We start from the raw sequence: 19,011 nt of genomic DNA on the forward strand, positions 1-19,011 counted from the left end.
ATTATCCCCTGAGGAGATTTTATGAAGAATGATACGGTTAATATTGGCCTTATAGGATTTGGAACTATTGGTAGCGGTGTAGTTACCATACTAAAGCAAAATATGGATTTAATTGAGAAAAAATCACGTAAAAAGATTAATTTAAAGAAAATAGTTGATCTGGATATTAGCACTCCCCGGGGAGTGGATGTGGATCCTGAAAAGTTATCAACCAATGTAGATGACATTCTGGAAGATGAAGATATAGATATCGTTATAGAACTTATTGGGGGCTATTTACCCGCTCTTGATTTTATTTTGAAGGCCCTTAACAAAGGTAAGCATGTGGTTACAGCCAATAAAGCCCTTTTGGCCAAACACTGGGACGAGATTATATCTGCTGCAGAGGAAAATCAGGTTAAAATATCCTTCGAAGCAAGTGTTGGTGGAGGAATACCCCTTTTACAGCCTCTAAATGAGAGTCTAGCTGCCAATAATATCCAGTCCATCTATGGAATAATAAATGGTACGGCTAATTACATACTTACTAAAATGACCCAGGAAGGCTTAAATTTTGATTCAGTATTAAATGAAGCTCAAGATAAAGGATATGCAGAACAAGACACAACTTTTGATGTGGAAGGACATGATACTGCTCAAAAATTAATTCTACTCACCATACTAGGATTTGGAAAATATGTAAAAGAAGAAAATTTCCATGTAGAGGGTATTCGCAATATAACCCCGGAAGATATCATTTTTAATCTAGAAGAGCGAGGATATGTTATTAAGCTACTGGGTATCTCCAGAAAAACAGATAATGAGCTGGAAGTAAGGGTCCATCCCACCTTAATTCCTCAAGACCACCTTTTAGCCTCAGTAAACGGAGTTTTCAATGGAGTTTATATTGAAGGTGATGCTGTGGGTCCAGTAATGATGTATGGCCAGGGAGCAGGGAGTATGCCCACGGCAAGTGCTGTAATTGGAGATTGTCTGGACATTATTAACAATCCGCAAAAAGAAATACCTTTCGGGCCATTAAAAGAAAATCCTGCCTCTTTAAAAAGTATTGAAAATGTAAAATCCAAATACTATATTAGATTGAAAGCCCTGGATCATCCAGGAGTACTGCACTCCATAGCAGGTATTCTAAGCGATTTTAATATAAGTATTGAGTCCGTAAGCCAGAAAAAACTCGATGATGGGCCGGCAGTACCTATTTTTATAGTGACGCATAAAGCATCAGAAAATGATTTAAGGAGTGCTTTAAAGAAAATAGATGAATTAAAAGACATAAAAGAAAAAAGTATGTTTATCCGAATTTTAGAAGAATGAACAAAACCATATTATTTTTTTTAAAAATTTAGTAATAAAAATTTATTAATTGATAGGAAAAAGGTGATTAAATGACCATCAGAGTATATTGTATATCCCAATTTCTATTCTGCCCCTATAAACTACTATTAAGCCAGGTACATGATGAAAAAAAATTAGCTGATTCCAAAAACCAGTCCAAGTCCAGAACCATAGTTACTATATCCAAGCACTTGCATCATGATTTTGTGGATATGGTTAGAATGAATATGTGGTCGGTGGAAAGAGGTATGAACAAAGAAGAAGTTATAGAAAATTTATTAAATGGAATTCCTTCTTTAATTAAAAATGCTTCAGAAAACGTTACACATTTATGTGATTGCTATGCTGGGGAACAGCTGGAAAATGAATGGGCTTCTAGAATAAAAATAGAAATAGAGATTTTAGCACTTAAAATAATTAAAATTATGAATACTACCCGAAAATCCGGGCGCGAATTAATTGAAATGATGTTTCCTCCCTCTTTGAATAGTTATTTAATTTATGATAGCTATCTGGATCTGGTGGGTAAAGTAGATAAAATAGAAATTATGGATGGTAACTATTTCCCGGTGAAAATAAAATATGGTAATCCTCCTTTAAGAGGGGTTTGGGATTCTGATGCTCTGGAAGTAGTTGCTTATGCTCTTTTAACTGAAAGGGAATTTGAAACTGATGTTAATGTGGGTTTTGTTGAATATGTTACTTTAGGAGAGAAAAGACCAGTAATAATAGATTCCGAAATTAGAGAAGGGTTTTTTCGGGTGATGGATGAAATAAGAAATATTATATATGAAAATGAAGCTCCTGAAATTGTAATAAACCCCAGAAAATGTGAATCATGTGAATATATCAATACATGTGAATACGGTGGTCTATTATCATAAATTAAGTAAAAATGATGGCAAAAAGAGCCTGAATTTAGAAAATTAAAATTCTAAATAATGTTTTTAATTGTCAGAATAAGATACCAAAATATAAATTCTAAGAATAATAGAATATAATCATTATTATCGGTGATAAAATGAGCCAAGAAGAACTCTTAAAAAAATGTGAAGGTATGGAAGATGCAAGTGTAATGGGTGCTTGCAGAGTAATGCTGGAAATGATGGCCAAAAAAGAGGTGCAAGTTGAAGAAGAAGGTCCGCAAACTTACCTGGAAATGGCAGAAAACCTTAAACCAGCTGATGTATCTAAAGTACTGCAACTGGCATTGAAAATCAGAGAAAGCGGAGATGTGAAAGACCCCGAAGTATTGAATGCAGCGAGCAGAATAATAAGAGCCATTGAAATGAGCTAATTAAAGTATTAAATTTAAAACTTTTTTTCCCCTACTTTTTTTATATCAAAAATTGCAGTATCAGCTATAGCCATAACAGCCATTACTCCTGCTTGAATAGGATCAGTAACCACCAGATCTGCCATTTTAGTAACGCTCCCTGGCATAGATAAACTTATAATTACTACAGAATGTTGTTTTTTTATCTTTTCTACTTCTTCGGTTATTTTGCCACCCATCAGAGATCCGGCCAGTACTAAGGCACCTACTCTAGGCAGTCTGCCCACAGCAGAAATGGCTTCTGCCAATTCCATTTCCCCTACAAGAGGTATGGTATCAATACTTATTCGTTCCCCACGTATATTATGGCGATCAGCCTCACTTATGGCCCCCATAGCAACATGGGCTACTTGAGCCCCACCACCAATTATAATGATTCTTTTTCCATATATTTCATCCAGGGACCGATGAACTTTCACTTCCAGTACAGAAGGGGATTTTTTAATGGCACCTATTAATTCATCAATATTATTCACATCTTCCAGTTCCAGATAAATAGATCCAGAATAATCTTTTTCCACGAAAAGGTGAGTGTAACTAATATTAATGCCACAGTTAGCCATCATTTCAGTTATATCTCTTAATACTCCTGGCTTATTAATGGATTTGATGGTAATGGCAAATTTTTTCATTTAAATCACAACTGCTATAGGGAATACTATGATAAATCCCCAATATTAATATTTTAGAAAAATGAATATTTAATAGTACTTATCCTGGTTTAAAATATTATTCAGTCTATGAATATTTAATAGTACTTATCCTGGTTTAAAATATTATTCAGTCTATGAAAATTAAATTTAAGAAAAATTAAAAAAAATAATATATAAAATAATGGTTAAGCAGATTCTGCTTTTATTTTCTCTAATTTAGCCTTTTCTTTACGCCACATGGCCAGATAATTATCCTCATCTTTTACTGGAATTATTTTAAGGCCCAGATTACGATGTTCTTCAATCCACTCCTCATCAAAAACAGGGATTTCAATTTTTATGGGTTCCGGGGTGGGGTTAACTACAATAATATTGCGGTAGGGGAATTCTAGTTCAACAATGTAGCCACCTAGACTCAGAATATGATGAGCTCTAACTATAAATTTCATTTAATCACCTTAATTAGGTTTTTATTATATGCCCGCTCTATTTTATTAATTTACTATAAAGTTTATAGGACTTAAGTTATACAAATGTAGCCAAAATAGCCAGTACTCCCAATAAGGAAACACCTGCTGCTACCGGATAAAATTGTTTAAAGGTAAATATAGGTGAAAAAGCACTCATAAATGCACTTAAAATAGGGAAGAGTAAAGCCACTAAGATATTCACCAGAATGCCCCAGCTTAAAATATTCGGAGGAATGCCCAGGAATAGTACAGAAAAGAGTGCCCCTAAAGTAAACATTAGAAATCCACGGGTTAAATAAGTATAGGACCTGTATTTAGCAGCATATTCCATATAAGGGCCTTCAATTACATCTGCTTTGGTCTTTAAGATGGCGAAGGGATACTCATTTAAGAGGATCATGTATCCTATGAAATATACTATGGCTCCTAAAATACCGGCTAGTGAAAAGAGCACCGGTCCATTTAATTGCTGGTAAGCTACAATATCCCCCAGGAAAATGCTTCCTGCCATGGCTACCGGGACAAATAAAGCAATATATAGTGGGAAGGATCCAAATGCAATTAATCTAAAAGCCCTAAGGGAACTCAGGTCCTCTAAAAAAGACTTTTTGATGTTAGGATGTGCGGCGCCTTTTATTACATCAGGAAAAGGCATGCTTAAAGACATTATTGATCGTGAAAAAGAACCCATAAAGACATATATTACTTCTTCTATTTTTAAAAGGCCTACAATGGCAATTATACTGGTTAATGCACTTAAAAAATACATTTCAGGTATCAAGAACAGGAATATAAATAATACTATTATTATTCCCACCAGAGGAAGTGCATTATACAGCCGGGGGAGTGGAGAGTTAGGATTTATGGTTTCCTTGAAGAAAAACTTCAAAGGAGCCATAATACCCGGGCTGGAAATAGGGGGTCCTATTCTTTGTTGTATTCTAGCCTGGACAAACTTTCTCTCAATTCCAGGAAGCCAAATGCTTATAATAAATGCCACGATTATGGTTCCAATCACTGCTGCTGTTGAATATATGATAGTAGAAGCTTCCATTGACTTCATCTCCTTATTAAACCCTAAACTCCAGATATTATCCAATTAACCCATAAACTTCATAAAGATTTAAATATTTAATTAATTCAAAGCTTGATTATCTGTATAGCCCGATCGGTGCAGGTAAAGCAGGGGTCACACTGCACAATACCCAGCTGAGCATCAGTTATGTGATGACCAATACAGGCATACTGCATAGCCCCTATGTTGGACATGGACGGTGTTCTAACTATGGAACCTCTAACCCTGCCCTCTTCTAACCGGTAGGAGTGATATAGCCTACCACGTGCTGCTTCAACATAGCTTTTTATAACACCAGTGTCCTGCATTTCCCAGGTACGGTCTGTTATAGGTCCTCCCGGAAGATTTTTAATAGCTTGACGGATGATTTTTATGGATTCTGGTATTTCCAGAACCCTCATAAGCAAATTAGCCTTAACATCTCCCCCTTCCAGAGTAATTACATCAAAATCAAAGGGGTCATAACATTCCATATCCCGGCGAAGATCCATATCCACTCCAGTTGCCCTTAAAGAAGGTCCAGAAACCGCCAGTCTCAGGGCTTCTTTTTTAGGTATGGGGCAGACTCCAGTTATACGGGACATTATCATTGGATCAGAAACAAAACGATCGGCGAATTCAGCTACTTTTTCTTCAATAAAATCCATACCTTCTTTTATTTTTTGAATACGCATTTCATCCAATTCACAGCGAGGCCTGACCCCCCCAATTATAGAAACACCGTACTGCACCCGGTTTCCACCAATCATCCTTAAAAGTTCCATGACAGTTTCTCTAATGTAAAAAATTCTCATGGCAAAGGTTTCATGTCCCAGTACTTCGTTTCCATGGGCCAGGTAAAGTAGATGGCTATGTAATCTTTCCAGTTCTCCCATTATAACCCTGATATAGCTGGCTCTTTCAGGGATTTCAATTTCCAGCCCTTTTTCTGCCACCATGACAGAATTCCAAATATGTACATTCGAACAAATTCCGCAAATTTTTTCAGTTAAACTGTTAGCCTTTTCCACCGGGAGTCCTTCCATAATACGCTCAATACCCCTGTGATTGACTCCCACTGTTATTTCAGCATCTTTTACAATTTCATCCTCTACAAAAAGTCTGACCCGGTAGGGTTCTAATGCGGCAGGATGGACTGGCCCCATGGTAATTTCAGTCTCAATAACATTCCTTCCGCTTGATTTTTTATTTTCATCCATTTGTAAGCACCTTGAATATTTCTGGTGTTAGATTATTTACGCATTAAAATTTTTATTAATATTATAAGATTTAGAATTATTTAGCTTCCAGTAACTTGGGTAAAGCTGCAACAGCCCCTGATAAAACATCTTCAGGGCGTACTGCACAACCCGGTACCCGAGCATCAACCGGTATGATTTTGTCCACCGGTCCCATTATCTCTTCTGAGGGTATGTCACCATGAATGTTTTTATAAACCCCTCCCATTAAAGCACATGCTCCTGCTGCAATTACTGCTTTTGGTTCAGGAATTGCATTATAAATTTTTTTAAGTGGTTCTTCATTGAATTTGGTAACCGGTCCTGTAACCACCAGTACATCTGCTTCCCTGGGATTCCAGGTTAAAAAGATTTTATATTGTTCTGCATCGTATTTTGGAGAGAGTATACTGTTTACGATTTCTATATCGCATCCATTACAACCTCCAGTATATACTAACATTACATGTACCGCTCTTGCCCTTGAATATGATTTGAGGCTCATTTGATCCCTCTTATTATTAATACATACGTTTAATTAACTAGATTTTTTAGTTGTTTTTTTCTTAATTATGGATTTATCTGCTAAAAATTGAGCTATAAAAGCCAGTTTATCTTCAGATATCTTTACTGGTTTTTCCAGCAGTTTTTCAATGTCTGATTCAACTTTACCGACATCATTAGGATGTATGGTTCCTGCTTCTCCAAATAAAGCATATAGTGGGCAGAAATCATGACAGTAATAGCAATTTACGCATTTTTCACTATTTAGAACCGGTATTTGTGTTTTAACCCAGCCTTCCATGAGCTCTACCGGTTCTTCCAGGTCGATCATTTCCACTGCTTGGGTGGGACAGACATTAGAGCATCCAGCACAGCCAATACATGCTATATCGGCCACTTTATCAGTAGGTAAAACTCTTCCCTCCAGGATGCTGCTTCGAAGCTCCATATCCGTGACCCGGTCTGAGGCAAAAATTATCCTCTTGAAATTGATGTAAGTCCCTTCCAGTATTATTCTAATAAAGTTTTTCATTTTTATACCTCAAGGCCTGTTTTATATTTTTTTATTAATTAAGCTAACTGGACAGCTCAAATTCCCGATCGAATATCACTGCTCTTGCAGGACAAGCATTAGAGCAAGCACCACAATAAATACATTTGGATTCATCCACAATCATTCTTCCATCTGCATCTGGCGATATGGCTTCTTCAGGACATATCTTGGCACAGAGATTACATTTCATGCACAGTTTGTCATCAATCAAAGTAAATCCGTCTTTGATAGATTTTTTACGCATGGTAGTACGTGGAATAGCATCTACTGGACAATGAATGCCACATTTTTCACATAGAATACATCTATCTGGATTAACTTCAATAGTGCCTCTTTTAAGAGTGATAGCATCTTTGGGGCATAGTTCAGCACATATTCCGCAGGATATGCAATCAGAAGAAACACTTCCATCCCAGGTGACCTTTTTAAAGCTTCGGGCTTCATTGATATCGCATGCTTTAACACAGCGCCCACATGATACGCAGTATCCTTTTATGCCAGGTCCAAATTCAAAGGAGGATTTTAGAGTCCCTACCGGACATATTTCCTGACATTCCATGGTTTCACAGTCTTCACAAATATTAGGGTCGCATCTTATTTTACCATCAACCAGTTTCAAAGCACCTTTCTGACAGGCTTCAACACATAGCCCACAGTTCAAACAGGATATAATGGTTCCACTTAATGATTCTTCATCAGTTAAGTGTTTAATTTTGACCTGGAAATCATCCACATAAATGGCATTATTAGGACATTCTTTAACACATTTTAAACATAATGTACATTTTTCAGGATCAATGGTGGTGTCTTTAATAGCGTCAGCAGGACAGATATCCTCACAAACCCTGCACTCAGTACAAACCCCTTTTTGATCCACATTAACCATTATGGCTTCGGTGGGACAGTAATATTCACACCTACGGCAGAGAGTACATTTATCCAGATCAGTTACCACATTTACCCGTTCCACCTGCTTACTTTCTGGACTTAGTTTGGGTGTGCTGGGGATGGCGATGTTAAGTGATTCTAAAAACTTAAGTTTCCTATCTTCAATGATATCAAAGGCATCAATCCTGGCGTCCAGTGGGCAAACCTCTGTGCAAATTCCACAGCGAGCACATATACCTTTAACCAATCCATCTTCTATGTTAATACTATTTACAGGGCAGGTAAATTCACATACTCCACAAGCATTACATTTAGCACGGTCTACCACATACCCCCCATACTTATTTTTAAAGATAGCCCTATTAGGGCAAGCTTCTGCACAGGCCCCACAGGTAATGCAACTGAAAGCTTTGCCTTCAACTAATCTTATGGCTTGGGTAGGGCATTCTTTAATACATTCTCCGCTTCCCTCACATTTTTTGGTTGATAAGAACATGATAATTGACTTCCTATTCCATTTTATTTTTATTTTAATTAGATTTTATGCAATACATTTATAATCATTTTCAGCGTCCCAGTATCACTTTTCCAGCTATTATCCCTATTATAGTGGCGAAAAAGCCGGAAGCAATTATAGAATCTGTGTAATAAGGGAATGGACCCAGTTGCCAGGCCATAAATAATGCAACCAGCAGTACCACCAGGTAGGTGGAAATAGGGAATTTTATTTTGCTGTCTTTGTCACTTTTTATCCGGGTTCCCAATATAAATCCCAGTATAAATCCAAATAATGTAGGGCCAATATAAACCATCTTCAACTCTCCATGATAAGTTCCATATTAATTTTGTCCTATTTAACTTCCAGAAAGGCTATAACTACCGCGCTTAAACCCACTAACACCTTTATACCCACCACAATGTTTAGATAAGGAATTATCCCCGCATTAGTGGGATCTGGATAATTAAAGAAGTTTTGAATAAAGGTAGGTATTATTTGGTTGAGGTCCACTCCCAGGTTGTAGAGGAAAAATCCAGAAAAGAATAATCCGGATAGGCCCAAAATCAAAAACCCTAGAGCACCTATACTCTCCATGGAAGCCAGGAAATTGTGGGAAAACTTAAAAGGGTTTTCTTTAAGGCCGTAAACTACCGCGCAAAATATGAACGCACCTGCAATCATTGCACCACCCTGGAATCCTCCTCCAGGAGTTATATGTCCTCCTAATATGATTAAAACACCCAGACACATTATTAACAATGCTGCCGGGAAGACGAATATTTTTAGTATGGTGCTCATTTTACTTGCCCCCCATTTCCACTTTTCCCCTTCCAAATACCAGTAAAGTTATAACAACTGCTGTAACCAGTATCAGAGCCTCACCTAAGGTATCATAAGCCCTCCAATCAAAGATAACGTTGGTCACCATATTAGGGGCAATGTTGGTTCCCACATAATTGTAAATATAACTTATTCCAGGGAATATAGAATTTTTGAAACCTATTATGACATCTATGAGAGTTGCAGCAAATATAGCAAGAGCAATGGTAGCTAAAAGATTTCTTATTCCTTCAGACATTTCTAACACCCCAGTAGAATAGAGTTATGATAATGGTAAGTGCCAAAAGAACATAAAATATCATGCTATTAAAAGAATCACTCTGTTCTTTTTTTAGTCTAGGCATAATCGGCATAGCTGCTATTAAAGCTATAAAAAGAGCCAGTGCCACCACTATCATAAGAATATCATTAATTTTTCTGAGCATGATTGCTGCAATCAGAACCGTGGATATTAAAGTTATCTCTGCTGCCAGTGTAGCAGAAGCAGATAAATTTGTGACAGGTTCTTTATCCGTGCTTAATTCCTGGATTTCCCGTATTCGGTTGACTACTATATCATATAATCGCATAGAATCCCTCAATTAACCGATCATTAGTGATGATAAATGATAATCCCTCATTAAAACTATTAAGGAGAATATGTTTATTAGTAAAGTTTATTCTCTCATCAACCATTATATCAGCCCCTGTGCAAGTTGTTCAAGTTGTCCTGTTACTATTTGAGGGAATAATCCTAGAATCAAACATATTAACAGTAGAACTACCAGAGAGATGATGGTTGCCCGTGGTATTTCTTTATTTTTTATTTCCAGTTCGGAAGGTTTTGGGCGAAGATAAATGGTATAAAATGCTTTCATAAATGTCATGAAAGTTACAATACTTAATAAAACCATTATAATACCTAATTCAGGTAACCCTGCAGTAATTGAAGCTTGAACAAGCTGTAATTTACTCTGGAAGGCGTTGAGAGGTGGAACCCCTGCCATGGCAAAACCAGATAGCATTACCAAAAGGGCCACTTTAGGATTTTCAACCATTAAACCCCCTAATTTATTAGTATCGGTGATTCCAGTTTTATATAAAATGGTTCCAAACCCAATGAAGATAAAAGCGGTGATTATGGCCTCATTTACCGCCTGGAAAAGACCAGCAGTAATCCCTAGAGCAGTTCCTAAACCCAGGCCTATGCCGATATAACCAAGCTCTCCTACAGCCAGGTATCCAATCATTCGTTTAAAGTCGGTCTGCATCAGTGCCATGGTTATTCCCAATACCATGGCCAGGAGTGAAACGACAATAATGGCCACTTGGGTAAAGGGTAAAAAGGAAAAAATCCTGAGAATAATGATACCTAATCCAACAAAGGTGAAAACTGAAAAAGCCTGTAAAAGTGCTGCCCCATGGGGAAGGGCTTTACTGTAAACAGCCGATTTTATACTATGGAAAGGTGGTAAACCTGATCCATAAAGCCAACCAAAGAAAATCAATCCGCAGGCCATTAGAAGTGCCGGGTTTTGTGGATCCACCAGGCCACTGTTGATGGCATATATTATATCAGTTATATTCACATTTCCGGTAAGACCTAAAAGGAAAGCTATTCCCAGTAAAAGCATGGGAGCAGCGATAGCAGCTAAGAACAGATATTTGAGTGCAGTCTCATAACTTTTTTCAGTTCGGGATGCGATGATTATGCCCACCTGAGATAAAGCTGCAATCTCAAAGAAAATATAAAGATTGAATATATCATCAGAAAGAAGAATAGCAGTTACTGCTGCTGTTCCCATGAACATCAAAAAAGCATAAACGCCTGATGCTTTTTTAATTTCACTTAATGAAGTAAATATAGCTAAAAAGGCTATTAAACCAAGTATAAAGACGAATATTTTTTGAGCACTGGCAAAGGAATAGGTGATGGCAGGATGATATAAATTAAGTGCAGATTGAGTAATCATATCTGGAAGTCCCTGGGCCATTTGAGGATTATCTATTAGAGGACTGTAACCTCCAAAATAATGCATGCCATAATTTGCTAAAAGAGGAATTGCAGGTAAAGCTATTCCCACGATGATGGCCAAAATTTTTACACTGCGTTCTTTAGTATGGATCAAGTTAAGTAAAAGAGCACATGTAATTGGTAATATAACCATTATAGGAATAAGGGGGTTCATTTTGCTACCTCCAGCCTTAAGTGTGTGAGAATTGTAAATAACTCTTCAGGATTATGATGGTAGTTTTTTTTAGTAAGGTTTTTGATTGAAAATTTTAAGTATTTTGAAGACATCCTATTAACTCCCGCCTAATCATCCAGTATCTTCTTTGAACTGATGGTACCGTGTTTTTTATAGAGCATTATAATAATTCCCAGCATTACTGCCAGAGTACTGGCCCCAATAACAATGCTGGTTAGCACCATAGCATAAGGAAGAGGATAAGAAGCACTCTGGGCAAATGTATCTGCTGACATTCCAGGTAAGAAAATGTAAACTATGCCCCCTGGTTTAAAACCCAGTGTAACCAGAAACAGATTAACGCCATCACCAATAAATGCCAGCCCAATAACTTTTTTGATAAGGTTATCCAGGAATAGTGCTGCAAATAAACCCAGCACAATCAATGCTGCTGCTGTAAAAAATGATGCTAGTTGAATGTCAATGATCATTTTATTCCTCCGTTCTCCGGGTTTTATAAACCGCTAATGCAAAAAAAACTGGAATAATGGCAGAGCCAACAATAGCCTGAGTAAGAGCCACATCAGGAGCCATCAAATATTGATAAAGGAATGCAATTGAAGCTCCAGGTATTCCAGTCAATATGGCCGATTTTAAAAGATCACGCTGTATTAAAGCTAATAATGCCCCTAAAACAGCAGTTATCATGAGAATATATTCAATCATGCTTTTCCTCCCCATAATTATATGCATTTGCAATAGCATGAGATGCAAATGGAACCAGTATTAGATAAGTCACCGCCAGTAAGGGTTCATATAGAGCCAGAAGGGCCAGAATACAGGCCACATCAGCAATACCCAGGATATGTATCCTGGCGTAGAGAACTTTTTTTCTATCATCCTTGAATCTGATGATTCCAATAGCACTAAGAATAACTAATATGGAAGCGAAAATTAAAATAGCTGATCTTATCAAAGTAATTAAATCCCACATCATATCATCCCCGAAGAACCCTGGCAAAGGCAATTGTACCTACCGGGCCCAGTATTACCAGTGCATAAGCTATATCTCTACTGAATCCCAATCCATAAATATTCTGAACCAATATCAAAATAGTGGCCACTGCAATGCTTAAACCAGAAATACCCACCATTCCCATAGCAATGGTTTTTCTGGTGGCAATCCTGATAGATGCCAGCGCAAAAAGGGCCAGTGAAGCCAGAAGAATATATTCTGAAATTAATAAAATATCCATAATATTTCCCTTCCTGTGGTTTTTGTTAGTTTTACTTTATTCTGATGGAGTATAATACCTTAAATTAGTTTATTATTCCAGCATGCCTTTGATATAAGATTCAAATGGAATTATATCTTCTTTTTTTCGTGGGACAATTGAGGCCACCTTAATTACCTGGCGATCTGAATCCAGGTCAATAGAAAGTGTTCCAGGTGTAAGGGTAATACTATTAGCCAGAATAGTCTGAGAAACCGGCCTTTTTAATACCGTTTCTATCTCCACCACAACCGGATCTATATTACCGTTTAAGGTCCTTAAGGCAACATCCATAGTGGCTTTGAATATTTCAAAGATTAAAACAACGAAATAAGCGATACCAAAGAAAATTCTCATGAGGAACATGGTTAGCAATCTCCTTTACTTAATAGGTGATTAATATTAGAATTAACATGAATCATGGAAATATATGTACAATGCACTTTCCAAAATAGTACATGCCAATATAATCCATCATTATAAAACATGATATATAAAGATAACGAAATAATTTTAAGTGGGTTGGAATTCTATATTATTTTAAACTTTTAAAAAAAGCCTCATATTATTGTAAAAAGAATAGGCTGATTAAATAAAAAATAAATAAAATCTACAATAAATACAATTATCGTAATAAATGATTAATTATAGTTTTATGTAGAATTCATGATAAAGCACTACAGGGTCGAATTTAAATGGAATTGAAAAAACTCCTAGATCTTGCTGAAAAATTTATTTCAATTTTAATAATCATTGTAACCTGTATACTGTTTTCCATATCCATCTATACTCTTTTATCCAGTATTGTGTTGGCTGATGCTATTACCAATGATTTGATATTCCAGTTAACCAACCAATTCCTGCAAAGTGCTTTATTATTTATAATTGGGCTTGAAATAGCACTTACTCTTGTAAAACACAGTTTTGTTAATGTAATTGAGCTTTTAATATTTGCCATGGTTAGGAAAATACTCCTGGCAAGTGAAAGTTCTCTGGACGTAGTATTAGTAGTTTTAAGCATTATAGCACTCATACTGGTTAGAAATTACATCAAAAAAGAAACCCTGGAATCATTGCTAAGAGAAAGTTAAGTAGTTGATATCTTATTTATATAAAATAAGAATTGATCAACATATTTCAAATTTTTTTTATATTTTACTTTATTAAAATAGCCGGGATAAAGAATAAAAGGACAATAATATCCAGACAACTATGAAGAATAATCCTAATGGTTTTTTAAACTTATTGGCCACAAATGGTCTTAAAAACTCCACTCCGCTGGGATTGAACATGTCCAGTATACTATGGCTTAAGAAACCTAAAAATATAGGCCCAAATACATTATACAGATTCAAAAAATTATAAGCCGGCAGAGGTATTAAAAAAATTCCTAAAAGAGATATAAATAAAAAAGGAATTATTATACGCTTGTTAACTGCTAAAACTCCTAAAAATAAAACGATTAAAGCGAAAATAACCTCTTTATCCAGGCCCCAGGTACTCATAAAAAAGTAAGTGGAAATCACCAGAATGGTTAAAAAAAGAGATAAAATAATTATCCCCATAAGAGAGTGAGTGAAACCTCTGTGTCGGGATAGATAAAAAATCAAGGCCATGTCCATTAAGATAATGCCTATGGTGTAGGGTAAGGCCAAAAGATAGGTTATCACCGTCAGCAGAAATCCGGTTATAAATAAAATAGAAATATTTTTTTTCTTAAGATCATGATCAAAGTCAGGTAAAGATGCACCTATTACAGCTAGAGCAAGAGAAAAAATGTTAAAAAAAAAGGGTAATGTGAATATCAGTGCAAATATTGCGTGTTTTTTATAAGATGGCATTGTTATCTACCAGGTGAAGTGATGTTATATTTAGTTCATTACCAGGCCCATATATTAGGCTAAAAATTTTGTATATTCCCTTCCATCATATAAAGTTTGATGAAATAGATTATTCGATTTAACGCAGGATTTTGAAATGTTTTAAAAACATCTTCATTTGTAAAAAAGAGCGTTCTATGCTTCCCGGATTAATTTTTCCATTTTCGGAAACCACTTCACATGTTACCGAGGGTATATTCCTCAGGTTACATTCATCTTCCAGGGCTCCCTTGTACATGGATCCTGCTTCATCATAGCAAATCAATTCAGAAGAAGTTTTTTTTGTAATGTATTGGGCAATATTATAACTGTTTATGCAGGGTTTTTTTGTACAAAAAACACTTTCCCTTCCAGGATTGCTTTTAGGTTTAGTGGAGTGAAAGTCCGCCACTGCATCCAAATTAAGCATTTGAATAAATTTTAAGATCATATTGGTTATGGATCCCTCACTGGAAGAGGCTCTATTTAGGTCTGATCCTTTAAACCATCTTGTATTTTCCATGGTAGCCCCTGGTGCAGCAAATGGTATTAAATAGACTGTACCCCATAATGACATGTTTTTAATATGTTCCATGAGATTTAAGGCTGCTATTTGAGGTGGAAGTTCGTTTCCATGTACTCCTGCTACTACCATTACCTTGGGTCTGCCTTTGCCTAATTCAACAAGAGGGGTGCCCATTTGGGCGGATTTAATAATCAAATCAAAACCATTATCTGAAAAAATATTCTTTTTCAGGTAGGGATTATCCTGAATATTGCCTCCTGAATGGGGAGATAATATAGAAATTTTTCCACCTGAAATGATATCATTGTCTTTAAAATTCATTTAAATACCCTGAGCTGTCACTGAAGCCTTTTTGAAGAATAGAATCCATTAAAACTGCTTATAACTTCTAAAGATGTATATTATAATGATTTATTAGTTAGTACGTGGAAATTTAATATCTATTTATATATAAACTGGCTGAATTTAGTACTATATCTATTTTAATAAATTAATTAAATAAATTTTCTATTTGATTTTCTTTAACCAGAGCTACTATTTCCCAATCCATACCATATTTTAATCACATTTAACTAAAAAACTTATAAATCAGTTAGTTCATAGGGATATTTTTAAATGAATTTGATTAGATAGATAAGTTATTATAACTCTAAAATTTATTGAATAAAACTCAATTAGGTGATAAAATGGATAAAGTGGTTCTGGCATTCAGCGGTGGTCTTGATACTTCAGTTTGTATTAAATTACTTGAAGAAAAATACAACATGGAAGTGGTGACTGCTTGTGTGGATGTAGGGCAACCCCGGGAAGAAATTGAAAGGCCAGCAGCTGTAGCCATGGATATTGGAAATTATAAACATCATACCATTGATGCCCGAGAGGAATTTGCTTCGGATTTTATATTTCCTGCTATTAAAGCAAATGCATTATATGAAGGGTACCCCTTGAGTACAGCCCTGGCAAGGCCCCTTATTGCCATGAAAATTGTGGAACTAGCCCATGCAGAAGGTGCAGATGCTATTGCCCATGGATGCACCGGTAAAGGAAACGATCAATTCCGATTTGAGGCCATTATACGTTCTTTATCTGATTGTAAGATAATCGCCCCAATAAGGGACTTGAATTTAACCCGGACTGAGGAAATGGATTATGCCCGTTCCTGCGGTATACCTCTACCTTCAGACAAATTGTACAGTATAGATGAAAATTTATGGGGAAGGGCAATTGAAGGGGACATATTAGAAGACCCTATGGTTGAACCTCCGGAAGATGCATTCAGCTGGACCCGATCCAGTGCAGATGCCCCTGAAAAGAGTCAGACCATAGAAATGGAATTTCAAAATGGTGTTCCTATTGCCATAAATGGAGATAAATTAAATCCCCTGGATTTAGTGGGCAAATGTAATGATCTTGCAGGGATGCATGGTATTGGTAGAGTGGATATAATTGAAGATAGGATAATAGGGCTTAAAAGCCGCGAAATATATGAAACACCTGGTGCTTTCTTAATTTTAGCTGCACATAAAGCCCTGGAACAGATGACTCTAACCAGAAATGAACTTAAATTTGCAGAAATTGTTAGCAATACTTATTCCGAATTAATTTATGATGGTATGTGGCATGAACCATTACGAGAAGATCTGGATCATCTATTAAGCCACATGCAGCAAAGGGTAAGTGGAATTGTTCGCTTAAAGCTGCATAAAGGAAGTTTACGTGTGGTGGGACGGAAATCACCGAATAGTCTTTACAATCAAGAAACCGTGTCTTTTGAAGATAAAACACTTGATCAGCGAGAAATGACAGGTATGGTCAAGAATTATGCCATGCAAGCTGCCATATACCAGAAATTATTTAAAAAATAAGAAAATCCCTTTCTTTTTTTAAGTAATCTTATAAAATATAACAAAAGTTTGTGTGAGAAAAAAAATGGACATCTTATCATTCATAAATCTTCTGGTTATTGGGCTATTTCTGGTTCTTTTAGGGATAGTTGGAATAAAAGTACTCTTTAAAATTGGAAAAACAGTTATTGGAATAGTATTCAATATGTTAATGGGTTTTGCCGTGCTTTTTTTAGCGAACCTGTTGCCCTTTATCAATATCCCCCTTAACATTCTCACCATTGCGGTGGCTGGTTTTGGAGGTATAATGGGAGTGGGTCTTTTGATATTTGCCCAGGTTTTAGGATTTTTTTAATTAATTAAAATGAGTAAAATATCAGTACTGCATGGCTTCAGCTAAAAGCGGGATCATCATTGCAGCAGTAAAATTTGGCCCGTATTTTTTTTCAGCTATTTCACCAGCTCTCCCATTAATAAATGCTCCTAAACATCCTGCATCAAAAATAGAAATGCCCTGAGCCCTTAAATTTGCCACTACTCCTGCCAGGCAGTCTCCTGTTCCACCCACAGTCATTCCAGGGCTTCCTGTTTTGTTTAATCTAAAGTGGTCCTGCTGCATAATCACATCCACTCTCCCTTTTAACAGTACCGTCCCTTTAATGGTGGGGGTAATATTTTTTAAAGCCTTTATTTTTTCTTCCAGTGTTGAATTGAAATCAACCTCTTCTCTGAAAAATGCATTAAACTCGGATGAATGAGGAGTTACAATCAGATCTTCATAGTTTTTAACTATGTCCTTTTTCACGAGTTTTAAAGCATCCGCATCCAGTACCAGGGGTTTATCCATTTTTTCCAGAATGTAATTAAATGTTTTTCCGGTTTGTTTATCCTGAGAAGCACCACATCCCATTAAAACGCAATCTACCTTATGGGCCATTTCCAGGATATCATCCACCATCCCCTCATGAATAACCTCCCCTTCCAGGCCTCTTACTATCAAATCAGGAGAGTAGGATTTTAAAGGTAAAGCAGCACTTTCTGGACACAGCACATATACCAGGTCCGCCCCTGTATTTAAAGCAGAAAGCCCAGCTAATGCAGGAGCACCAGTATAATCTTTGCTCCCTCCTAAAACCATAATTCTACCATTTGCCCCTTTATGAGCATCTGGATTTCTTTTTTTTATGCGTAAAAGATCTCCTTTGCCTAAAAATAATTCTGCCTGTTCCGGTATTCCAATATCACATATCCTGATTTTGCCCGTATATTCTGAATTTAAATCCAAACCGGTTTTAACTTTATGAAAAGTAATGGTGTAGTTTGCTTTTACTGCCAGATCTTCTATTTTTCCATTTAAAGTATTTAATCCACTGGGAATATCAACAGCTATTTTAATACCTGGCATTCGATTAATTAATTTGATGGCTGAGCGAGAAGGTTCTCTAAGTTTTCCTTCAATTCCCGTGCCCAGAATAGAATCCACAACCACTGAATTATCAATATCTTTTATAATAAACTCATCTAACTCCTTTGAATCATTAATATAATTGATTTTTAAACCAGGAGCATATACCGACATATTTTCCAGTATTATGTAGTTAGATTGGCTTTGTGAAGACCTGAAATTACAGGGATGATTTAATAAAAAAATTTCTACCTCATACCCATAATTTAAGAGGTGGCGCCCCGCAACCAGACCATCACCCCCATTGCCTCCAGAACCTGTAAAAATAATTACCCTTTTTGGTGAGGGATTTATGGTCCCTGCAATAGAGGATATGTGACGGGCCAGACAGCTGCCTGCATTTTCCATTAAAGATAATCTGGAAAGTCCCATGTATTCTGCATTAAGGTCGGTGACCATCATGTCCAGCGGATTCATACTATCACTAGTTATAAATTACAGTACAAGATATTTAATTATAACTAAAAAGTAAATACTCTCCAAAATATTAATCGCATCACTGCAG

Annotated in this window: 26 protein-coding genes; 6 read left to right on the top strand and 20 right to left on the bottom strand. The window is 36.3% G+C overall.

The genetic code is table 11. The features are described from left to right. The first annotated feature begins 21 nt into the window (after positions 1-21). The 3 genes from HYG87_RS05320 to HYG87_RS05330 all read left to right on the top strand — a co-directional run bounded on the left by HYG87_RS05320 (position 22) and on the right by HYG87_RS05330 (position 2,632). Complete coding sequence (locus HYG87_RS05320; RefSeq protein WP_211532181.1) at positions 22-1,314, top strand: homoserine dehydrogenase; 1,293 nt, start codon at positions 22-24, stop codon at positions 1,312-1,314. Positions 1,315-1,385: 71 nt separating this feature from the next. Then, the gene (gene cas4, locus HYG87_RS05325) at positions 1,386-2,219 is read left to right on the top strand and encodes a CRISPR-associated protein Cas4 (protein WP_211532182.1); all 834 of its coding nucleotides are present in this window, start codon (positions 1,386-1,388) and stop codon (positions 2,217-2,219) included. A gap of 137 nt (positions 2,220-2,356) precedes the next feature. Continuing rightward, the gene (locus HYG87_RS05330) at positions 2,357-2,632 is read left to right on the top strand and encodes a hypothetical protein (protein ID WP_211532183.1); all 276 of its coding nucleotides are present in this window, start codon (positions 2,357-2,359) and stop codon (positions 2,630-2,632) included. Positions 2,633-2,646: 14 nt separating this feature from the next. Here the strand turns inward: HYG87_RS05330 and HYG87_RS05335 are convergent, their stop codons facing one another. From HYG87_RS05335 to HYG87_RS05415, 17 genes are all read right to left on the bottom strand, one after another. Next, a complete protein-coding gene (locus HYG87_RS05335; protein ID WP_211532184.1) occupies positions 2,647-3,303 on the bottom strand; it encodes a DUF5612 domain-containing protein in 657 nt (218 codons plus the stop codon). 206 nt (positions 3,304-3,509) lie between these two features. Next, the gene (locus HYG87_RS05340) at positions 3,510-3,773 is read right to left on the bottom strand and encodes an energy-converting hydrogenase B subunit P (RefSeq protein ID WP_211532185.1); all 264 of its coding nucleotides are present in this window, start codon (positions 3,771-3,773) and stop codon (positions 3,510-3,512) included. 76 nt (positions 3,774-3,849) lie between these two features. After that, positions 3,850-4,848, bottom strand: coding sequence for a respiratory chain complex I subunit 1 family protein (locus HYG87_RS05345; RefSeq protein WP_211534226.1), 999 nt, complete (start codon positions 4,846-4,848; stop codon positions 3,850-3,852). Between the two features lie 86 nt (positions 4,849-4,934). Next, the gene (locus tag HYG87_RS05350) at positions 4,935-6,068 is read right to left on the bottom strand and encodes a hydrogenase large subunit (RefSeq protein WP_211532186.1); all 1,134 of its coding nucleotides are present in this window, start codon (positions 6,066-6,068) and stop codon (positions 4,935-4,937) included. Between the two features lie 76 nt (positions 6,069-6,144). Then, positions 6,145-6,591, bottom strand: a complete 447-nt coding sequence (locus tag HYG87_RS05355; RefSeq protein ID WP_211532187.1) for an NADH-quinone oxidoreductase subunit B family protein — start codon at positions 6,589-6,591, stop codon at positions 6,145-6,147. A gap of 33 nt (positions 6,592-6,624) precedes the next feature. Continuing rightward, entirely contained in the window at positions 6,625-7,122 is a 498-nt protein-coding gene (locus HYG87_RS05360) for a 4Fe-4S dicluster domain-containing protein (RefSeq protein ID WP_211532188.1), read from the bottom strand. Between the two features lie 43 nt (positions 7,123-7,165). After that, positions 7,166-8,527: a 4Fe-4S binding protein gene (locus HYG87_RS05365; protein WP_211532189.1), complete on the bottom strand. Its 1,362-nt coding sequence runs from the start codon at positions 8,525-8,527 to the stop codon at positions 7,166-7,168. A 70-nt stretch (positions 8,528-8,597) separates the two neighbouring features. Continuing rightward, positions 8,598-8,843, bottom strand: a complete 246-nt coding sequence (locus tag HYG87_RS05370; protein ID WP_211532190.1) for an energy-converting hydrogenase B subunit J — start codon at positions 8,841-8,843, stop codon at positions 8,598-8,600. Between the two features lie 38 nt (positions 8,844-8,881). Further along, complete coding sequence (locus tag HYG87_RS05375) at positions 8,882-9,328, bottom strand: MnhB domain-containing protein (protein WP_211532191.1); 447 nt, start codon at positions 9,326-9,328, stop codon at positions 8,882-8,884. Position 9,329: 1 nt separating this feature from the next. Next, entirely contained in the window at positions 9,330-9,608 is a 279-nt protein-coding gene (locus tag HYG87_RS05380; RefSeq protein ID WP_211532192.1) for an EhbH, read from the bottom strand. Then, positions 9,601-9,939 carry an energy-converting hydrogenase B subunit G, EhbG gene (locus tag HYG87_RS05385; RefSeq protein ID WP_211532193.1) on the bottom strand — a complete coding sequence of 113 codons (339 nt, stop codon included), beginning with the start codon at positions 9,937-9,939 and terminating at the stop codon, positions 9,601-9,603. The genes HYG87_RS05380 and HYG87_RS05385 overlap by 8 nt, the downstream gene beginning before the upstream one ends. Before the next feature lie 105 nt (positions 9,940-10,044). Further along, positions 10,045-11,538 (bottom strand): energy conserving hydrogenase EhbF, encoded by a 1,494-nt coding sequence (ehbF, locus tag HYG87_RS05390; protein WP_211532194.1) that lies wholly within the window; start codon positions 11,536-11,538, stop codon positions 10,045-10,047. A gap of 128 nt (positions 11,539-11,666) precedes the next feature. Further along, positions 11,667-12,029: a cation:proton antiporter subunit C gene (locus HYG87_RS05395; protein ID WP_211532195.1), complete on the bottom strand. Its 363-nt coding sequence runs from the start codon at positions 12,027-12,029 to the stop codon at positions 11,667-11,669. Position 12,030: 1 nt separating this feature from the next. Further along, positions 12,031-12,264 (bottom strand): DUF4040 domain-containing protein, encoded by a 234-nt coding sequence (locus tag HYG87_RS05400; RefSeq protein ID WP_211532196.1) that lies wholly within the window; start codon positions 12,262-12,264, stop codon positions 12,031-12,033. After that, positions 12,257-12,535, bottom strand: a complete 279-nt coding sequence (locus HYG87_RS05405; protein WP_320055105.1) for a cation:proton antiporter — start codon at positions 12,533-12,535, stop codon at positions 12,257-12,259. Before HYG87_RS05405 ends, HYG87_RS05400 begins: the two co-directional genes overlap by 8 nt. A gap of 1 nt (position 12,536) precedes the next feature. Continuing rightward, positions 12,537-12,794, bottom strand: coding sequence for a monovalent cation/H+ antiporter complex subunit F (locus HYG87_RS05410; RefSeq protein WP_211532197.1), 258 nt, complete (start codon positions 12,792-12,794; stop codon positions 12,537-12,539). A gap of 72 nt (positions 12,795-12,866) precedes the next feature. Beyond that, positions 12,867-13,178 carry a monovalent cation/H+ antiporter subunit E gene (locus HYG87_RS05415; protein WP_211532198.1) on the bottom strand — a complete coding sequence of 104 codons (312 nt, stop codon included), beginning with the start codon at positions 13,176-13,178 and terminating at the stop codon, positions 12,867-12,869. Positions 13,179-13,507: 329 nt separating this feature from the next. On the opposite strand from HYG87_RS05415, the gene HYG87_RS05420 reads away from it, so the two are divergent. Beyond that, entirely contained in the window at positions 13,508-13,903 is a 396-nt protein-coding gene (locus tag HYG87_RS05420; protein ID WP_211532199.1) for a hypothetical protein, read from the top strand. A 72-nt stretch (positions 13,904-13,975) separates the two neighbouring features. On the opposite strand, the gene HYG87_RS05425 is transcribed toward HYG87_RS05420, so the two are convergent. Both HYG87_RS05425 and HYG87_RS05430 read right to left on the bottom strand, forming a co-directional pair. Then, positions 13,976-14,653 carry a metal-dependent hydrolase gene (locus HYG87_RS05425; protein WP_211532200.1) on the bottom strand — a complete coding sequence of 226 codons (678 nt, stop codon included), beginning with the start codon at positions 14,651-14,653 and terminating at the stop codon, positions 13,976-13,978. Positions 14,654-14,771: 118 nt separating this feature from the next. Further along, positions 14,772-15,518: a succinylglutamate desuccinylase/aspartoacylase domain-containing protein gene (locus HYG87_RS05430; protein ID WP_211532201.1), complete on the bottom strand. Its 747-nt coding sequence runs from the start codon at positions 15,516-15,518 to the stop codon at positions 14,772-14,774. Between the two features lie 365 nt (positions 15,519-15,883). Between HYG87_RS05430 and HYG87_RS05435 the strand changes: the two genes are divergently transcribed. Then, positions 15,884-17,062, top strand: coding sequence for an argininosuccinate synthase (locus HYG87_RS05435; protein ID WP_211532202.1), 1,179 nt, complete (start codon positions 15,884-15,886; stop codon positions 17,060-17,062). Positions 17,063-17,126: 64 nt separating this feature from the next. Further along, positions 17,127-17,396 carry a pro-sigmaK processing inhibitor BofA family protein gene (locus tag HYG87_RS05440; RefSeq protein WP_211532203.1) on the top strand — a complete coding sequence of 90 codons (270 nt, stop codon included), beginning with the start codon at positions 17,127-17,129 and terminating at the stop codon, positions 17,394-17,396. Positions 17,397-17,417: 21 nt separating this feature from the next. On the opposite strand, the gene HYG87_RS05445 is transcribed toward HYG87_RS05440, so the two are convergent. Beyond that, positions 17,418-18,923: an NAD(P)H-hydrate dehydratase gene (locus tag HYG87_RS05445; RefSeq protein ID WP_211532204.1), complete on the bottom strand. Its 1,506-nt coding sequence runs from the start codon at positions 18,921-18,923 to the stop codon at positions 17,418-17,420. Positions 18,924-19,011: the final 88 nt, after the last annotated feature.

Source organism: Methanobacterium alkalithermotolerans, assembly GCF_018141185.1.
In the GTDB taxonomy this organism is placed as follows: domain Archaea; phylum Methanobacteriota; class Methanobacteria; order Methanobacteriales; family Methanobacteriaceae; genus Methanobacterium_F; species Methanobacterium_F alkalithermotolerans.